The organism is Edwardsiella hoshinae NBRC 105699 = ATCC 33379 (genome assembly GCF_000474215.1).
Lineage (GTDB): Bacteria > Pseudomonadota > Gammaproteobacteria > Enterobacterales > Enterobacteriaceae > Edwardsiella > Edwardsiella hoshinae.
Map to the genome: position 1 here is coordinate 87,141 of NZ_BAUC01000021.1, position 18,694 is coordinate 105,834.

16 protein-coding genes are annotated in these 18,694 nt (G+C 59.4%); 1 reads left to right on the top strand and 15 read right to left on the bottom strand.

Annotation, left to right across the window (positions count from 1 at the left end; translation table 11 throughout):
- Positions 1–98: 98 nt before the first annotated feature.
- From EHO01S_RS10045 to guaB, 4 genes are all read right to left on the bottom strand, one after another.
- Positions 99–1,067 carry a BsuBI/PstI family type II restriction endonuclease gene (locus EHO01S_RS10045; protein WP_024523834.1) on the bottom strand — a complete coding sequence of 323 codons (969 nt, stop codon included), beginning with the start codon at positions 1,065–1,067 and terminating at the stop codon, positions 99–101.
- Positions 1,064–2,533, bottom strand: coding sequence for an Eco57I restriction-modification methylase domain-containing protein (locus tag EHO01S_RS10050; protein WP_024523835.1), 1,470 nt, complete (start codon positions 2,531–2,533; stop codon positions 1,064–1,066). The genes EHO01S_RS10045 and EHO01S_RS10050 overlap by 4 nt, the downstream gene beginning before the upstream one ends.
- A 520-nt stretch (positions 2,534–3,053) precedes the next feature.
- The gene (gene guaA / locus EHO01S_RS10055; protein WP_024523836.1) at positions 3,054–4,631 is read right to left on the bottom strand and encodes a glutamine-hydrolyzing GMP synthase; all 1,578 of its coding nucleotides are present in this window, start codon (positions 4,629–4,631) and stop codon (positions 3,054–3,056) included.
- An 84-nt stretch (positions 4,632–4,715) separates the two neighbouring features.
- A complete protein-coding gene (gene guaB / locus EHO01S_RS17540) occupies positions 4,716–6,182 on the bottom strand; it encodes an IMP dehydrogenase (protein WP_035370439.1) in 1,467 nt (488 codons plus the stop codon).
- Between the two features lie 171 nt (positions 6,183–6,353).
- Between guaB and xseA the strand changes: the two genes are divergently transcribed.
- Positions 6,354–7,739: an exodeoxyribonuclease VII large subunit gene (gene xseA / locus EHO01S_RS10065; protein WP_024523837.1), complete on the top strand. Its 1,386-nt coding sequence runs from the start codon at positions 6,354–6,356 to the stop codon at positions 7,737–7,739.
- Between the two features lie 24 nt (positions 7,740–7,763).
- Here the strand turns inward: xseA and EHO01S_RS10070 are convergent, their stop codons facing one another.
- From EHO01S_RS10070 to bamB, 11 genes are all read right to left on the bottom strand, one after another.
- Entirely contained in the window at positions 7,764–8,348 is a 585-nt protein-coding gene (locus tag EHO01S_RS10070; protein WP_035370440.1) for a TPR domain-containing protein, read from the bottom strand.
- On the bottom strand, positions 8,348–8,737 hold the full coding sequence (locus EHO01S_RS17545; protein ID WP_035370442.1) for a cytochrome c-type biogenesis protein CcmH: 390 nt from the start codon (positions 8,735–8,737) through the stop codon (positions 8,348–8,350). The genes EHO01S_RS10070 and EHO01S_RS17545 overlap by 1 nt, the downstream gene beginning before the upstream one ends.
- A complete protein-coding gene (gene nrfE / locus EHO01S_RS17550) occupies positions 8,737–10,416 on the bottom strand; it encodes a heme lyase NrfEFG subunit NrfE (protein WP_035370444.1) in 1,680 nt (559 codons plus the stop codon). The genes EHO01S_RS17545 and nrfE overlap by 1 nt, the downstream gene beginning before the upstream one ends.
- Before the next feature lie 33 nt (positions 10,417–10,449).
- Positions 10,450–11,400, bottom strand: a complete 951-nt coding sequence (nrfD, locus tag EHO01S_RS10080; RefSeq protein WP_024523839.1) for a cytochrome c nitrite reductase subunit NrfD — start codon at positions 11,398–11,400, stop codon at positions 10,450–10,452.
- Entirely contained in the window at positions 11,397–12,068 is a 672-nt protein-coding gene (nrfC, locus tag EHO01S_RS10085) for a cytochrome c nitrite reductase Fe-S protein (RefSeq protein ID WP_024523840.1), read from the bottom strand. Before nrfC ends, nrfD begins: the two co-directional genes overlap by 4 nt.
- Positions 12,065–12,664, bottom strand: coding sequence for a cytochrome c nitrite reductase pentaheme subunit (gene nrfB, locus EHO01S_RS10090; protein ID WP_024523841.1), 600 nt, complete (start codon positions 12,662–12,664; stop codon positions 12,065–12,067). Before nrfB ends, nrfC begins: the two co-directional genes overlap by 4 nt.
- 43 nt (positions 12,665–12,707) lie before the next feature.
- The gene (gene nrfA / locus EHO01S_RS10095) at positions 12,708–14,162 is read right to left on the bottom strand and encodes an ammonia-forming nitrite reductase cytochrome c552 subunit (RefSeq protein ID WP_024523842.1); all 1,455 of its coding nucleotides are present in this window, start codon (positions 14,160–14,162) and stop codon (positions 12,708–12,710) included.
- Between the two features lie 442 nt (positions 14,163–14,604).
- On the bottom strand, positions 14,605–14,826 hold the full coding sequence (locus EHO01S_RS10100; RefSeq protein WP_024523843.1) for a zinc ribbon domain-containing protein: 222 nt from the start codon (positions 14,824–14,826) through the stop codon (positions 14,605–14,607).
- A gap of 9 nt (positions 14,827–14,835) precedes the next feature.
- The gene (locus EHO01S_RS10105) at positions 14,836–15,792 is read right to left on the bottom strand and encodes an AEC family transporter (protein ID WP_024523844.1); all 957 of its coding nucleotides are present in this window, start codon (positions 15,790–15,792) and stop codon (positions 14,836–14,838) included.
- A 92-nt stretch (positions 15,793–15,884) separates the two neighbouring features.
- A complete protein-coding gene (der, locus tag EHO01S_RS10110) occupies positions 15,885–17,372 on the bottom strand; it encodes a ribosome biogenesis GTPase Der (RefSeq protein WP_024523845.1) in 1,488 nt (495 codons plus the stop codon).
- A 135-nt stretch (positions 17,373–17,507) separates the two neighbouring features.
- Positions 17,508–18,686 carry an outer membrane protein assembly factor BamB gene (bamB, locus tag EHO01S_RS10115; RefSeq protein WP_024523846.1) on the bottom strand — a complete coding sequence of 393 codons (1,179 nt, stop codon included), beginning with the start codon at positions 18,684–18,686 and terminating at the stop codon, positions 17,508–17,510.
- Positions 18,687–18,694 lie beyond the last annotated feature (8 nt).

The following is an 18,694-nucleotide window of genomic DNA, read 5'->3' on the forward strand; positions in this document are numbered from 1 at the left end:
GTTTTCCGCGTATGCCCCATTCTGTCTCCCGCTCACGGCGCTACTCCTCATATTACGCGACAATCCGTCGAGAGCCCGATCCTTATGGGGAAACGAGGCTATTCCCCATTATCTTCCGCCGGATACGGCCCAAGGAAGCGCACACCGTTAAAGTGGATCAGGTGCGATGGTGCATCGGCCACCCACACCTCGGTCTCCCACGCAATTTCGCCCAAGTAGCGGCTCATAATAGTGCGGTTAGGGAAAGCGGTCACATAGACCAGCCCGGCCTTAGCGCTGGCAAAGAGTTTAGCGAGTTCGACGTGACGCTTGCCATCAACCGGGCCATGACTGGTGACAGACTCCACCAGCAACAACCAATTTTTTTCGGTAAAATGTAAAACCACATCGGGCATCTTACCGTGTAAATCTACATCCACGCCCAACTCGGCCAACAGTTCGGCATCGAAATAGCCCCACTTGTCGCCGGTGTCACCGGCATAGATCAGCACGCTCCCTGGCGCAAAACGCGGGGCGAACGCTTCGATGATATCCCGGATAAGTTCGCTGTGTTCGCCTGGGCTCAGGGTGATTTTCTTGCCCGGCGCAATCTCGACCGGGATGCGGTTCTGCTCGCGCGCTTTCGCGTACTTGGCCACCAGCGTTTCACGCTCAGCCAAATAAGCCGTGAGATTGTCGCGCCACTGCGCGGAGCCGAAACTGCGCAGTAGGTTAAGGGCTGCGGGTTCGACTTGATAAACGGCCTTTGGGCTATTCACCGGACGGTCTGGCTTGTCCGGGTTATAGAGAGCCAAGCTAGCATCACAGAACTGGTGCATGGTCTGACGTCGGAAAGTCTCGCGGGTATTCGGCGCATACGTCTTGCCATAGTGCTTACGAACCCAATCCATGATCGGCGTAATCCCCATCAACGGGTTCTCCGCTGCTGACCACGGCTTGTCCGGCGTGAGGTTCAGTAGGGCTAGCAATGACAATGCTGAGCGCTCGTTTTGCTGCGCACGAGGTAGACCTAGCGACATGATGATCTGATGAGCGGCCTCTATGTAGTCATTCTTCTTATCAGTCATGCGATCAATTTCCCTAATTGTTTATCAATCATGTTCTGCGTAATTTCGCGATGCTGTTTGGCCCACTGACCCAACGCGATCAACGCCTCACGACTCGGATACTTCATCCGCTTGAGATCAGTCGCGTTGACCTGCGTATGACCGTTGAAGCGGCGAAAGGTCTCATCCACGGCGCTACTGTTCAGAAACACGGCCAACCCTCGGGCCAGCGACTCGGGCAAGCCGCGCTTGTTCTCATGAAAAAGATTCATGTGATTTTCAAAACCCAACAGGGTATTCCTCCCAAAAACCGCAGGATCAACGACACTCGCCACCACTCGGCGCTTTTCCTCCTTTGATGAGAAGCGACGCACCACACAATAAAAACCATTCGGATAAAGCCACTTTTCCGTTTCAGCGTTACACATGATCGCATTCGGCTTCTTCAAGCCCGGCAACGGCCAGCGCACACCGGTGATGTTCAGGTGCCCGGGATAAATAAGCGGCACTGCGCCTTCTTCAGGCATGTCTCGCAGGTGCGCTTTCAAACGGAAGTCCACTACCGGCCCGGTCGATACATTGATCCCCATATCGGCCAACGAATAACGCACGGCAGGGGATAACTCAATAGCGCTTTTCTCTGTCGTGGTGGGTACATGAATGAAACGATCGACGTCATCCGGGAACACGATCCGCTCAAACGGGTGTTCGTTTGTGGCAAGATCGGTAAAACTATCATCGGTCGAGGTGGTGATCGTCACAGGTCCCTGCTGGCCGCCCCGCTCCAGGTGGATGATGACATTCTCTTGTAACACGTTATCGTCCTTAAATGCCTTATTGCGCGCAGCAAAAAGATGCATATGGCGAATGGCTGTATGCGCCAAGATAAAATCACGAAACGGACGGTAGTAGGGCCCATTACAGAAGCTACGTGGGATGATCGCCACAATCTGGCCGCCCGGTGCAGCCTGCGCCACCGCCAGCGCGACAAAGGCCGAATACAGATTCACCGTCTCGATGCCAACCGAGCGGAGGGCCAGCCGGTGCGCTGAGTTGCTGTTGATCTTCTTATAGGGCGGATTGAGGATCGCGTGGGTGTAGCTCCTAGCCTGCGGGCCCTCGGCTGTTGCCAGCGCGATGTAATCCCCAGCAATAACCTCAGCCTTGACCTTGCTATAGGCCGCCAAATGCTGCTTAAGGTATCCCTGTAATTTCGCGTCCACCTCATAAGCCGTTGCTTCGACAGACTCAAAGCCAAACTCCCCCATCACCCAGCGGTCAAGAAAAGCACAGGACAGCGCGCCGACCCCCGCACCAGCATCCAGGAGACGACAGGTCTGCTGACTACTGGCTGGAAACAACGACGCCATAAAGCGAGCCACAGTCGACGGCGTCATAAATTGCCCCAACTCGGCTTTGTGCTTCTTCGCTGTAGCAGAAGCCACCTTACGGCGCACGTTATCTGCAGTGTCTAGCTGTTGGTTCATCCAAGCTCCTCATTGATGTGGCGTGATGACGCCAACATACTTGTAAAAGACGGTTCGGGACACGCCATAACAACGGGTAACCGCGGCCACCGGTATCAAGGGAGCGCGCAACAGAGCCTTAATCTCGCCACCTGTTGGTCGTCTAGCTTCAGTTTGCAGCCACAACCTCGGCCACGCACATGAGCCACCGCGAGCCCAGCCTGCTTGAGCTCCTCGCACTGGAGATCCAGATACGGGGCATCAAGCGATACGCCAGAGCGCTCTATACGTTGCTTCATGTTCGTACCCGGGAAATTGAAAACTTGACGGCTATATTAACACCCGCAGCCCCCTCGCGACGGGAAATGACGATGTTGAATCTAGGTGCCAACGCACGCCGGCAGCGAGTAAACTAGCCCATTACCCTATAATAATTAAAAGCTCGGCGGCATCGCCAGACACAAAAACAAAAAAGCCCGCAGTGATGCGGGCTTAGCGGTGTTTTACGGCTTGTCCGTTCAGGCTGTTGCCAGACGCGAAATCATTCCCACTCGATGGTGGCTGGCGGCTTACCGGAGATGTCGTACACCACGCGTGAGATGCCGTTGACTTCGTTGATGATACGGTTGGAGACGCGGCCCAGGAAGTCGTAAGGCAGATGCGCCCAGTGGGCGGTCATGAAATCGATGGTCTCTACCGCACGCAGCGAGACGACCCAGTCATATTTACGCCCATCGCCCATCACGCCGACAGAGCGTACCGGCAGGAAGACGGTAAAGGCCTGGCTGACCTTGTTATACAGGTCAGCCTTGTGCAGCTCTTCGATGAAGATGGCGTCGGCGCGGCGCAGCAGATCGCAGTACTCTTTCTTCACTTCCCCCAGCACGCGCACGCCCAGACCCGGTCCCGGGAACGGGTGGCGGTACAGCATGTCGTGCGGCAGACCCAGCGCCAAGCCGATCTTGCGCACTTCATCCTTAAACAGCTCCTTCAGCGGTTCAACCAGCCCCAGCTTCATCTCTTGCGGTAGGCCACCCACGTTGTGGTGCGACTTGATCACGTGCGCCTTACCGGTGGCGGAGGCGGCGGATTCGATCACATCTGGGTAGATGGTGCCCTGTGCCAGCCACTTGACCTGGGGCAACTTGGCGGCTTCTTCGTCGAACACCTCGACGAATACGCGACCAATAGTCTTACGCTTGGCTTCCGGGTCGGCGATGCCAGCCAGCGCGGAGAGGAAACGCGCTTCGGCGTTGACATGGATGATGTTCAGACCGAATTGGTTACCGAACATCGCCATCACCTGCTCGGCCTCGTTCAGACGCAACAGCCCGTTGTCGACGAAGACACAGGTCAGGCGCTTGCCGATGGCGCGATGCAGCAGCAATGCGGTCACGGAAGAGTCCACCCCACCAGACAGGCCCAGGATCACCTCATCGTCGCCGATCTGCTCACGCATACGCGCCACGGCGTCTTCGATGATGGTCGCCGGGGTCCACAGCGCGGCACAGCCGCAAATATCCAGCACGAAGCGCTCTAGCATACGCTGCCCCTGGTGGGTGTGAGTCACCTCCGGGTGGAACTGTACGCCGTAGAAACGCTTCTCGTCGTTCGCCATGATGGCAAACGGGCAGCTCTCGGTGCTGGCGATGGTGGTGAAGTCAGCCGGAATGGCGGTCACCTTGTCACCGTGGCTCATCCATACATCCAATACGGCCTTGCCATCATCGCTGAGGGAGTCCTGAATGCCGTCGAACAGTCGGCTGTGCGCCGTGATCTCTACCTTGGCATAGCCGAACTCACGCTCGGTGGAGCTTTCTACTCGACCGCCCATCTGCATGGCCATGGTCTGCATGCCGTAGCAGACGCCCAGTACCGGGACGCCAGCCTGGAACACATACTCCGGCGCGCGCGGGCTGCCGGCCTCGGTGGTGCTCTCCGGGCCGCCAGACAGGATGATGCCGCTCGGGTTGAAGTCACGGATCTGCGCTTCACTGACATCCCATGCCCACAGCTCGCAGTAAACGCCGATTTCACGCACGCGACGGGCCAATAACTGGGTGTACTGTGAACCGAAATCCAGGATCAGAATGCGGTCTTGATGAATATTTTGCGTCATTGAGTGGCTCTATATTGGCAAATTGAACGGGCAAAACGGTACAAACTCAGTGGGCCAAGCAAATGCCTGGCCCGGCTCGCCGGATTATGAACCCAGGCGGTAGTTGGGTGATTCTTTAGTAATGGTCACGTCATGCACGTGGCTTTCCTGAATGCCGGAGCCCGTGATGCGGACGAATTGCGCCTTGGTACGCAGCTCATCGATGGTCGCACAGCCGGTCAGTCCCATGCAGGAACGTAGGCCGCCCATCTGCTGATGGACGATCTCTTTCAGACGGCCCTTATAGGCCACGCGCCCTTCGATGCCTTCCGGCACCAACTTATCGGCGGCGTTATCGCTCTGGAAGTAACGATCGGAGGAGCCCTTAGACATCGCGCCCAGCGAGCCCATGCCACGGTAAGATTTAAAAGAGCGCCCCTGATACAGTTCGATCTCGCCCGGGGACTCTTCGGTTCCGGCCAACATCGAGCCAACCATGACGCAGGAGGCACCGGCAGCCAGCGCCTTGGCGATGTCGCCGGAGAAGCGGATGCCGCCATCGGCGATCACCGGGATCCCCGTGCCCTCCAGAGCGGCGACGGCGTCAGACACGGCGGTGATCTGCGGTACCCCGACACCGGTGACGATACGGGTGGTACAGATGGAGCCCGGACCGATACCCACTTTCACCGCGTTGACGCCAGCGTCGGCCAGTGCCTTGGCACCGGCGGCGGTGGCGACGTTACCGCCGATGATCTGCAACTGCGGGAACTTGGCGCGCGTCTCGCGAATACGCTGCAACACACCTTCGGAATGACCGTGTGAGGAATCGATCAGCAACACGTCGACACCGGCCTCCACCAGGGCGGCAATGCGCTCTTCGTTACCGGCACCGGCACCGACGGCGGCACCGACACGCAAGCGACCGTGTTCATCCTTACAGGCGTTCGGTTTACGCTCAGCCTTCTGGAAATCTTTTACTGTGATCATGCCGCGCAGATGGAAGTGATCATCCACCACCAGCGCCTTCTCAACGCGCTTCTCGTGCATACGTTGCAGTACCACTTCGCGGGCCTCACCCTCTTTCACCGTCACCAGACGCGCTTTCGGCGTCATCACGGCGGTCACCGGCAGATCCAGATCGGTCACGAAACGCACGTCGCGGCCGGTAATGATCCCCACCAGTTCATTGTCTTCGGTCACCACCGGGTAGCCGGCAAAGCCGTTACGCTCGGTGAGCGCCTTGACTTCGCGCAATGTGGTGGTCGGCGTGACGGTCTGCGGATCGGTGACGACGCCGGACTCGTGCTTCTTCACTCGGCGCACTTCATCGGCTTGGCGCTCGATGGACATGTTCTTATGGATAAAGCCAATGCCGCCTTCCTGTGCCAGGGCAATCGCCAGGCGTGCCTCGGTGACGGTATCCATCGCGGCGGACAACATCGGAATATTCAGGCGGATAGAGGCAGTCAGCTGAGTGCCAAGTTCGGCGGTATTCGGCAGAACGGTAGAATGGGCGGGAACTAAGAGAACGTCGTCGAACGTCAGGGCTTCTTTAACAATACGTAGCATGAGCAATATCTCACCAGAGTGGAAGGTCAAACCAGATTTAATATTGCCGCGGCATTATACAGGCCGGAATCGGTTGCCTCCAGCATTTTTTTCAAAAATATCTTGCGATGCATGGTCATGCATGTAGTATCGACTAATTAACAGTATGATTTTAAGTTTGATCTAGGTCACATGACGCAGCCTGTTACCCCCACCATCTTTACCGTCAGCCGGTTGAACCAGACCGTGCGCCAACTGTTGGAGCTGGAGATGGGGCAGATCTGGCTGTCAGCCGAAATCTCCAACTTCTCCCAACCCGCCTCCGGCCACTGGTACTTTACCCTCAAGGATGACAAAGCTCAGGTGCGTTGCGCCATGTTCCGCAACAGCAATCGACGTGTCACCTTCCGCCCGCAGAATGGCCAACAAGTACTGGTTCGAGCCAGCATCACCCTGTACGAACCGCGCGGCGACTATCAACTGATCGCCGAGAGCATGCAACCCGCCGGCGATGGCCTGTTGCAGCAGCAATTCGAGGCACTCAAGCAACGTCTGCAAGCCGAAGGACTGTTCGACATCCGCCATAAACAGCCCTTGCCGCAACCGGCACGTTGCGTCGGGGTGATCACCTCGGCCAGCGGGGCGGCACTGCACGATGTGCTGCATGTGCTGCGCCGGCGCGATCCGGCCTTACCGGTGGTGATCTACCCCAGCGCGGTGCAAGGGGCCGAGGCGCCCATGCAGTTAGTTGGCGCCATCGAACGCGCCAACCAACGGGCGGAGTGTGACGTTTTGATCGTCGGACGCGGTGGCGGATCGCTGGAAGATCTATGGAGTTTTAACGACGAACGGGTGGCGCGGGCGATCTTCGCTAGCCGTATCCCCATCGTCAGCGCTGTAGGGCACGAGACCGACGTCAGCATCGCCGACTTTGTCGCCGATCTGCGCGCGCCGACCCCCTCGGCGGCGGCGGAGGTGGTCAGCCGTAACCGTGATGAGTTACTACGTCGCCTAATGAGTCAACGTCAGCGCCTAGAGATGGCACTGGACTACACCCTGGCGCGCCAGCGTCAACGCCTGCAACAGTGGCACCACCGCCTGGCGCAACAGCATCCTCAACTGCGCCTAGCGCGTCAACAGGCACAGTTGCTCGTTCTGCGCCGCCGTCTGGCGCAAGCCATGGATACCCGTCTGCGCCTGGCGGAACGGCGTTGGCGCCATGCTGCCGAACGCCTCGCCCAACACTCGCCGCAACATAATCTGCGTAACCAGGCCTACCAGTTACAACAGTTGCGCCACCGCTTAGAAAGCCAACTACAACGGCGCATGGCTGAACAGCACGAACACTTCGCCACCCTGTGCGCCCGCCTCGAAGGGGTCAGCCCTCTGGCCACGCTGGCGCGCGGCTTTAGCGTCACCCAGTGCGCCGATGGCCACGTACTACGCCGACGGGCTCAGGTCGCCGTGGGTGACGTGCTACGCACGCGCCTGGAGGATGGCTGGATCGAGAGCCAAGTGACGGGGAGCGCGCCGCTCACGCCTCGCCGCCGCCAGCGTAAACCGCACGATAAAACCTAACGCCGTGCCCGACCGGCAGCGTATTCAGCGCGAGCGCGCCTGCGCTAGCTGGCGAGCGATGGCGATAGCTTCGATCAACCGCGGACGATTGATGCGTGGCGAGCCACCGTCCAGTAGACGCTGCCAGAGGGCGATCGCCTGGAGGTAATCCGCCTGTCTAAAGGCCTCCTGCGCCAACAACATCAAGGCAGAAACCTCTTGCGCATCTAAACGTAGCGCCGCCGCCACATCGGCCCGCGCCGATGCGGTCATACGTTGCCCGGCGGCATAGTAGTGCGCCGTCGCCCGCGCCGCTAGCAACTCGGCGTTATCACCGCGTAGCTGTAACGCCTGATCGTAGGCACGCAAAGCCGCACGATACTCGCTGCGCTCCAGGTAGCGCTGCCCTAAGGCCGCCCACGCCGCGCTATCTTGCAGCGCCGCACGCACCGCCAACCAGCGCTGAACCAGTTGCGGATCGGCCACTTGCCGGGAGGCCTCCTGCGCCGCTTCCTGCTGCTGATGTTGCGCCTGCCACACCAAACTGCCCCGCCCGCTCAGTCCATACAACAACGACGCCAGCAATACGGCCAACGTCGGCCAGAAGAGTGCATGTCCCCCGACTTTCATCACCGCCTCCGCCATAAGCCGAACAGAATCAACGCTAACAACAGTGGCGGCAGCCCCCATAGCGGCAGCGTATAGCGATGGATAGCTGGTTGATAGCGCACGAACTCGCCATAACGCGCCGTCATAAAGTCGACGATCTGCGTCTCACTCTGCCCCTGCGCCACCCGGCGGAACACCTCATGACGCATCGCGACGGCCACCGGCGCGTTTGACTCTAACAGGTTTTGATTCTGGCACTGGGGGCAGCGCAGCTGGGCGGCGATGGCTAATCCCTGCTCGCGCGCCTGCGGCGTCGGGAACTCCCAGGTATCCACCACCTGCGCCGACAGCGGGCCCGCTAGGGCCAGCCACAACCCACTCGCTCTCCAGAACATCGCCACCATACGCATCAACGTCGTCCTCCTTTCACCAGGCACAGCAGTGTCCCAACGATCATCAGGATCGTCCCGGTGCCGACCCAGCGGATCCACTGGCGTAGATAGAGACGGAACGCATAGCGCGAGCCCTGTTTTTCCGCCATCAAGCCATACCAATCGTAACGCCAGCCCCAGGCGATGCCGGGCTCAAACATCGCCTGATGACGGGCCAGGTAGTAACGCCGCTCCGGGTAGAGACGCGCCACCTGTCGTCCCCCATGCCATACCGTGATCTCCCCTCGCTCGGCGGTATAGTTGCTGCGGGCGAACTGCGTCACCCCCAGGAAAGTAAAACGATAGGCGTCTAACTGTACCGACTCGCCGGGTGCCAACACCACGCTGCGCTCCTGCTGCCCACTGGCGTAGGCCGCGATCCCCAGCGCGCACAACAACGCCCCCAGATGCGCCAAACGGACACCCGCCGCCAACGGATGGCGCAAGCCACGATAGAGCATCAACGTCAACGCCAGCAGGGCGAAGGGCAACAATACGCTATTGAAATAGGGCGCCCCGACCGAGATACGCCCCCATCCCAACAAGCCATACAGCATCGGATAGAGCGTGCCCAACAGCACGATCAAGGTGGCCGCGCTAAATAGCCACAGCACGCCCAATAAGGATGGGGCGGGGGCGACCGCCTCTCGTTTCAGGCGCCCGGCATACAAGGCGTACAACGTCAATGCGCCGACGGAGAGGCCGCCAAATAGCAGCAATAAGCCCAGCGCCCGCGCCGCATCCAAAGCGAAGGCATGTACCGACAGCAAGACACCGGAACGGACAATCAACGTTCCCATCAGGGTAAATACCAACGAGGCCAAAGCCAGCAACAGCGACCAGTGCGCCAATGCACCTGTGCGCCGAGTCACGTTCAGACTATGCACTAAGGCGGTGGCCGTCAGCCAAGGCAGTAGCGAGGCATTCTCGACCGGATCCCAGAACCAGAATCCCCCCCAGCCCAGTTCGCTATAAGCCCACCATGAGCCCAACAGAATGCCGCCCGTCAGGCAGCCCCAGGAGAGCAACAGCCAGCGCCAGCAACCATCAGCCATCGCTGACGCCGTCTGATACGCCAACAGACCGCCCAGCAAACGAGCGGCGCAGAGCGCCAAACCGGCATAGCCCAGGTAGAGTAACGGCGGATGGAAGATCAGCCCGGGATGCTGCAACATCGGGTTGAGATCTCGCCCCTGTAGTGGCGCGGGAAACTGGCGGGCGAACGGATCGCCCAGGGTGACGATAAACAGCAAGAAGGCGGCGATCATCAGCGCCATCACTCCCAGGGTATAGTCGCGCGCCAGCGTCGCCTGTCGGCGCGCGCCCCAGGCGAATAATGCACTCCAGCCAGCCAAACACAACAGCCACAACAGCAGCGAACCTTCGTGCCCTCCCCAGGCGGCGGCTAGCTTCAGCCCCCAGGCCAGCGCCGCATGGCTATGCTGCGCCACATAGCGCAGGGAAAAATCATCTGCCAGCAGAGCCAGTAACAGCAGCAGAAAGGCAACCAGCACCAGTCCCCCTTGCGCCCATGCCCAGCACCGAGGATGCCACGCCGGCAAGCGACGCGCTAAGACGAGACCGCGCAACGCCGCTAGTAAACTGACACACAGCGCCAACAAGAGGGTGAAGAAGCCCAGTTCAGGCCACCACAGCATGCCGTCTCCTTAGTCGCGAGGCGTGTGCCATACTCAAGCGACAGTCAGTTGGCCGGCATACAGCACGAAGAAGCGTAACAGCAGCACCCCACACAGGGTCAGCCCCGCGCCCCACAGAATGCGCCGCGCCTCGCTCCAGCGCTGGTAGCCCTGCACCCACTGTGGCGCGACCATTCCCAGCCCCACGACCCCCAGCCAAAACCACCCGCTCCAGAAGCCTCCATCCACCACGCTGTGAAAGGCGCGCGCCTTGCCCTCATCCCCTAACGCCAGACCGATCAGGAAGGCCGCCAGCAAGAAGATCTCCAGCCAGACGATAGGCCGTTCGACGCGATGCAGGAAGCGCCGCTCCCGATGCCCCGCCTCTCCGTGCCCCCAGCGCCCCAGCGAGGCAAGCAGCGCCACCGCCACGCCGGAGGAGAGGCCGGAAAACAGAAACAGCGCAGGCAACAACGGGTGATTCAGCATCGGATACGACTTCAGCGCCGACAGCAGGAAACCGGTGTAGGCGCCCAGCAGGATCGCCAGCACCAGTAAGAGGGTCTCCAAGGGGCGTAAGGCGGCATGCAGGCGTGCCAGCCAACGTGGCAACCACACCGCGCGCGGCAACCAACGATGTTGCAAGGCACTCAGCTCGCTATGGAACACCAATGCCAGCCACACCAATAGCGCCAGCATGTAGATCTGAAACAGCATGACCCCCATCGACATCACCGAGGTCAGGCTGTAGTGCAGCATCAACGTCCAGAATGTCCAGGGACGCGCCAGATGGAAGATCAAGATCAACAGCCCCAACATGACCGAGCCGGGCGCCAGCCATAAGGTGACGCGCATCAGCGCGCTCTGACTCTCCCCAGCTCCCGGCGTGCTACGACGCAGCACGATCGCCAAGACCACCAGCCCCGAGGAGATACCGATCAGAAACAGGTACACGGCGATCGGCCAGTCCCACACTAGCGACGGAAAATGAAACGGCGATGTCATTGCGTCACCTCCCCGTAACGAAATGGTATACGATACAGCTTGGGACGGGTGCCGAGCGCTAACTTGTAGCGATAGGTCGGCTGGCTACGCAGCAGGCGACTCACGGTGCTGTTGGGATCGTCCAGGTTGCCAAAGGTCAACGCCTGGGTCGGGCAGGCCAGCACGCAGGCTGGCGCCTTCCCCGCCTTCAGGTTGGTCTTGCGACAGAAGTCGCACTTATCCGCCGTCTTGCTGACCGGGTGGATAAAGCGCACCCGGTAAGGACAGGCGGCGATACAGTACTGACAGCCGACGCACAGATCGGCATCGACGTCGATGATGCCGCTAGCGGCATCGCGAAACGACGCCCCCGTCGGACAGACCTCGACGCAAGGTGGCGAGTCACAATGCTGGCAGGAGTGGCGAAAGAAACGGTACTTCACCTCGGGGAAACGACCGATGGGGTCGCTGCGCAGGATCTCCAGACGGGAGACGCCCGCCGGTACCTGATTGACCTCGCGACACGCCTCCATACACGCGCTACAACCGATACAGCGCGTCTCGTCATACACCATTCCCAGCCGGACGCCCTGTGACGTCGTCGTAGCGGCTACCACCCGCGGCAAGATGCCGCCGGACAGGGCCATTGCCCCCACCCCGGCGATAAAGCGGCGACGCGAGCAACTCATGGCTGTGGCTCCTTAGCCGGCGTTGCCGACGGCAGGGTCAACGTCACCGCCGCGCCATCGAAGGCCGGGTTATTCTGCTGCTGGCGGTGGCAATCGACGCACAGCGTGATACGCGCACGCTCGCTCAACCGGATGACCGGATCGACGGCAGGATGGGCGCGATGACAGGCGGCGCAGGTGACATTCGTCAGATGCACGTCATGCGGCCAGAAGGCCTTCTGTAGCTTCTCCGGCAGGTGACAGGAGAGGCACACACTGTTCTGCTGTGCCGCACTGTGACCATCGCGGTTGAAGCGCATCACATCCGGCGCGCCATCGCGATGCGTCTCCAACGACACATTACCGTGACAGTTGGTGCAACTGATGGCCTGTTGGCTATTGGGGTTCAACTCCTGCGCGTGACGCCCATGCAGGGCATCCTGCGGCTGTTTATGACAATCCAGGCAAGCCTGGTTCGGGTCGCGTTGCGCCGCGACCTCCGCCGAGGCGGCCGACACGGCACCGGGCGTAGCCTGCGCTACGGCCAATGATGGGGCAGTCAGCGCCAGACTTCCGAGCAGCACCCCAACGCTAAAAAACGAACGCAGTCGGTTCATGATGACTCCATCTGCCATGCCCCGCTAACGCGGGGCCGTGGGGTTAATTATCCAGACGCCCGGCGCTACGCGCCTGAGCTTCCCACTCGGGAACAACCGTGTTCAGGAAGCGCTGCTTCTCGTCGCTCATCTGCGGCATAGTCATCCCCAGCGCCTGCTGGGCCAGTGCCTTGGTAGAAATATCCGGCAGCACGACCGGCTCATTGACCCCATGGCGCGCCAAGACACGCACCAACTGGGTACGCGCGTTAGCGGCCTTATCCAACGCGCTGCCCAGCATGTGCAACGCCACATCCGGCGCATGCATCTGCACCCCATGAGAGGCGATGGCGAAATCCCAACGCCATTGGGCATGACGGATATCCGTCAGGATCGGCTGCATCTCGGCCTCGTTAGCGCCGGCGGCCCAAGCGGCCTTAGCCTCGAAGTGCGCCCGTACCAACTGATCCTCCGCCTTCAGCTTGAGATCCTGGATGTCTTGCTTACGCTTGGCCACGGTCTGCTGCAAGGTAGCCTTATCCTGGGTGTGGCAACTGCGGCAGGTCTGCTCGAAGTTATCGAAGGGATTACCGATCTTGTGGCTGGTGTAGCGCTTACCCTCGGCATTCTGTACCTTGGGCATGTGGCAATCGACGCAAGAGACATTATTCTGGCCGTGGATCCCGACGCGCCAGGTCTCATATTCGGGGTGCTGCGCCTTTAACATCGGCGCCTTAGAGAGCGGGTTCAGCCAATCGGTGAAGCCAATACCGTCGTAATAGGCCTCGATCTCATCGACCTGGGTCCCTTTATCCCAAGGCAGCTTGACGAGCTTCTCCTTGCCAGAGAAGTAGTACTCCACGTGACACTGACCGCACACCATGGCTTGCTGATCGAAGCGGTTACCCCGCTCGAAAGGCTTGCCGATTGCCGCTAGGGCGCGTACCGCATAGGGACGCGACAGGTGCAAGGCCGGTTTTCCGGCGGCGAACTCGGCCGATGCGGTGTTGTGGCAATCGGCGCAGCCCAGCGCGTTAACGATCTGCGGCCCGCCGCTCGCCCAGGTACCGTGGTAGTAGGCATCCTCGCCCTGTTCGGCGATCACCCGCGCCACGTCGGGGCTCTTACAACTCCAACAGGCCATCGGCTGCGGGCCATCCTCGGGCTTCATCGGCGCGCCAGTGCGCAGCGTCTCACGCACATCGGTCAGCGCATAGGCATGCCCGCGCGGCTTGTTATAGTCTTTAGCGAAAGCGTAACCGGCCCACAGGATCACCAGACGCGGATCTTCGGCCAAGGCATCGGTGCGCTCGGCCTGTTCGCGGGTCGCCAGCCAAGAGGCGTATTGATCCGGATGGATAGCGGCGAAACGATCATTGCGCGCCTCCACCACCTCGCCGACAGGCTGTGTCGCCGGCTTGTCCTTGTCTACAGCGTCAGCGGCCGACACCCCCCAGCCCCATACGCCTAACACCACCCCGCACACTATCCGTTGTAGTGCCTTGCTTACCTTGCTCATAAGCGCTCCATCCACCGTGATATATCTGCCTGGTAGCCAAACCGGGCAGATTAGGCTTAACACAGCGCGCATCCTTGGGCGTGATGAGGAAAATAATTGTCAGCTCGGAGTAAACAGCTCATGGCGGCATAAATAACGGCATGCTGCCCACTCAAGATTACATGTCCCCAGCCTGCACGCGGTTTATTTTTATTATCCAGTGACGATTAATAGCAAAAACCACACAAAAAATATTGTTTTCGATCAATACAGGAAAACGCCTTATATAACAAAGAAGTATTTCGTAACTTACGCCACAGCAAGGCATGAAAAAATTATTTAATACAGGATAACGGTGCAGGAAATACGACAAAACAAATAAAAAGCAGATGGCCATTATCACAACAAATAAAAAATACCCCAAGCGGGGTATTTTTTATTTAAACAAAATAAATTACTGCCGTTAGCAAGGAATATAGCGAAACTGCACCTGTTTTTTCGAGATCAAGCCATGCCCTTGCTGGCAAAAATAGTCAACGGCACCGCATGCCTGCAATACTTGCAAAGGCTGTTGGCATTGTGGGCACATGGCCTCACGGCGATAGGCCTGCTGACAGGCCGGGCAAAAAAAGTGCCCGTCCTGCCAAATTAACGCCTGCTGGCACTGCGGACAGAGGTCTTGCATCATATGCTCCTAAATCACGCCCCATTGACGCAGGAAATAGAGACCCAGCGCCGTGGTGAAGAACGAGCCCAGGGTCGTGATGGCGATGATATTCGCTGCCAGCGTCGCATTGCCGCCCATTGCCCGGGTCATCACATAGCTCGCCGCCGCGGTCGGCGTCGAACTCAACAAGAAGATCACCCCCAGCGTAACATGACGGAAGCCAAGCAGCCAGGCACCGCCGGTCATGAATATCGGTAAGAGCACCAGCTTGGCCAATGAGGCAGAGCCGGCTACATTCGACGCCCCAAACATGGCACGCCAATCAATGCTGGCACCGGCACACAGCAGAGCCAACGGTAAAGCCATCGCCGCGAGGAAATGGCCGGTATCCTGCACCACCTGCACCATTGGCCAGCCGCTGGCGGCCCACAGCAGACCGAGGACAATGGCGATAATCAAGGGATTCAAGGCGATACCGCGTAACAGCAGGCGCCAGCCGATCCCCTGTTGACTGTCGCCGTACAGCGAGCGCGTCAGGGTGATCACCGACAAGACGTTAAACAGGATCACCGTCACCGCCATATATAGCGAGCCGATGGCCACCCCTTCGCTACCATAGGCGCTGGCGCAATAGGCTAGGCCGACGATCGCCGTGTTAGCACGAAAGCCGCCCTGCACAAAGATCCCCCGCTCGCGCGGATCGGCAACCAACCAGCGGGATGCCCACTCCAACAACAAGAAGCTGAGCAGCGTTGCAGCGGCGCCATACAGCACCAAGGGCACGTTCTGGCGTAGCGAGGCTTGACTGGTGGCGATGCTAAAAAACAGGAGACAAGGCAGAGACAGGTTAAACACCAGGCGCGTGGCACTATCACAGAAGCGGTCATCGAGCAATCGCCAGCGACGCAGCAGGATGCCGATCAGTAACATCAGCAGGTTGGGGACGGTCACGCCGAAAGCGAAGCTCCAGGTCTCCCAGGACATAGCACATCCTTGTTACAGGCGGGAAAGAGAGGGGAATTACGTTAACATAGCCGCCAAAAAAACGGGACACTTTCGTGTCCCGTCTAGCGGCGTTACTTGGCCTTTCTCAGATGGCTCAGTAAGCGCTTACGCTTACGCATCTGGTTAGGTGTCAAAGTGTTACGCTTACCGGCGAACGGGTTATCTCCCTCTTTAAACTGGATACGGATCGGGGTCCCCATTACGTTTAACGAGCGACGGAAGTAGTTCATCAGGTAACGCTTATAGGAGTCCGGCAGATCCTTGACCTGGTTGCCATGAATGACCACGATCGGCGGATTATAGCCACCGGCGTGCGCGTACTTCAGCTTAACGCGACGTCCACGCACCATCGGCGGCTGGTGATCATCCTGCGCCATAGTCATGATACGCGTCAGCATGGAGGTGCTGACGCGGCGGGTGGCGCTTTCGTAAGCTTCCTGAATCGACTCGAACAGGTTGCCGACCCCGCTGCCATGCAGCGCAGAAATAAAGTGGATGCGCGCGAAGTCAACAAAGCCCAGGCGCAGATCCAGCATATCTTTCACCTGCTCCTTGACCTCCAAACTCAACCCATCCCACTTGTTAACCACCACCACCAGTGAGCGCCCACTATTCAGGATGAAGCCTAACAGCGAGAGATCCTGATCAGAGATGCCCTGGCGCGCATCGATCACTAAGAGTACCACGTTGGCGTCTTCGATCGCTTGCAGCGTCTTGATCACCGAGAACTTCTCCACGGTGTCCGTCACCTTGCCGCGCTTACGCACCCCGGCGGTATCGATCAACACGTATTCGCGTTCATCGCGCTCCATCGGGATGTAGATGCTGTCGCGCGTGGTGCCCGGCATGTCATACACCACCACCCGATCCTCACCCAGGATGCGGTTGGTGAGTGTGGACTTACCGACGTTAGGCCGGCCAACGATGGCAATCTTAATCGGTTGACCGATCGGATCGAACGCCTCTTCTTCCGCCTCCTCGGCGGCGTCGGCCGCTTCAGCCTCCAGCGCTTCCCAGTAGGCGGCGTTCGCCTGCTCTTCGCTCAGCGCCGGTGCCGGCTCTACCTGCGGGATGAACGGCACCAGCGCGTCTTCGATCAGTTGGGTCACGCCGCGGCCATGCGAGGCGGCGATCGGGTGTACTTCACCTAGCCCCAGCGCATAAAAGTCACCGACAGCCACATCGGCATCGATGCCATCGGTCTTATTCGCCACCAGGAAGGTCGACTTATCACGGCTACGCAGATGACGGGCGATCGCCTCGTCCGCTGGCAGCAGACCGGCACGCGCGTCGACCAGGAACAGCACGATGTCAGCTTCTTCGATCGCCAGCAGCGACTGTTCCGCCATATGGGTCTCGACGCCATTCTCGCTGCCATCGATCCCGCCGGTATCGATGATGATGAACTCGTGACCGTTTACTTCAGCACGACCATACTTGCGATCTCGGGTTAACCCGGGGAAGTCGGCAACCAACGCATCTCGGGTGCGTGTCAACCGGTTAAATAAGGTGGATTTCCCCACATTCGGGCGCCCGACCAGCGCGACGACAGGTATCATTGTTGAAGCCTCTATTACGTAATCTCATCCTGCATCGCCATTTTGCGCACAGGAATATGCAGAAGACGAAACGGCCCCTGAGGTCATCAGGAGCCGTTCCGGGCGGCGGAAAGCCGCCCTATATCATTTTATAAATCAACGGGAAATGGCGTAAACGTCACCACCGCGCGCCTGAATAATCAGGTTATCGCCTGCCACTTGGCCGGCGCTGAGCAGACCCGAACTATCCAGTTTCTGCTCCACCACCAAGCGCCCATCGTCTGGATTGATCCAGTACAGGTATCCTTCCGCATCGCCGACCACCAAGTAGCCGCGATACAGTACCGGTGCCGTCACACCACGGTGCAACAGGTCGCTATTCTTCCACAGCACCACGCCGCCGTTGATGCTCAGGGCCGCAACGCGCCCATCCTGATCAACCAGGTAAATGCGCCCGCCATCGACGATGATATTATTCACCCCGCCCATGTCGCGTTTCCAGACGATCTGGCCAGAGCGCAGATCCAGCGCCGACAGGCTGCCGTTGTAGCCCAGGGCATACACCACCCCATCGACCACCACCGGTGTCATATCGATATCGTTAAGGCGATCGATCTCCGTCGCACCGGTCGGCTGCGCCACCCGTTGCTGCCAAATCATCTGCCCCTGTTGCAGTAAGACCGCGCTGACGCGACCATTATCGCCGCCGACGATCGCCGCGCCATAGGCGACGGCAGGTGCCGACTCGCCACGCAGCGTCAGCGATGGCATATCCAGGCTCACGGTCCACTTGATCGTACCGTCGCTCTCATCCAACGCCTGCAACATGCCGTTGCTGGTGTGGATCAACACCAGTCCGTCACTAACCACCGGGCGAGAAATAGCCTCACCGGCAACCGTCGTCTTCCAAGCCTCGCTGCCATCGTCGCTGTTCAGCGCATACACCACCGCGTGCTCGGAACCGACATACAACTTGCTGCCAGAGATGGTCAGCCCACCGGAGAGCAGGGCGTCGCTACGAGAGAACCAGCCGTCCTTCTCGCCCAGATTTACCGACCACAGTTTGTCACCGTTTTCGGCGTTCATCGCCATCACTAACCCCTGACGATCCGCGGCATAGATGCGGTTATCCTGATACGCCGGGCGCAGGTGGGAATAAAAATCACCGACACCGTTACCCACCGAGCGGCTCCAGACCGTCTGCGGCGTAAACTGGTTTTCCACCTGCGGTAACGGCGCCATCACTACCGTATCCGTCTCGCCGCTAAACCAGGAGCATCCGCTCAGCATGGTTGCTGACAGTAAGCCGACCAGGAGCGTTTTACGCAATTGCATCGATTATC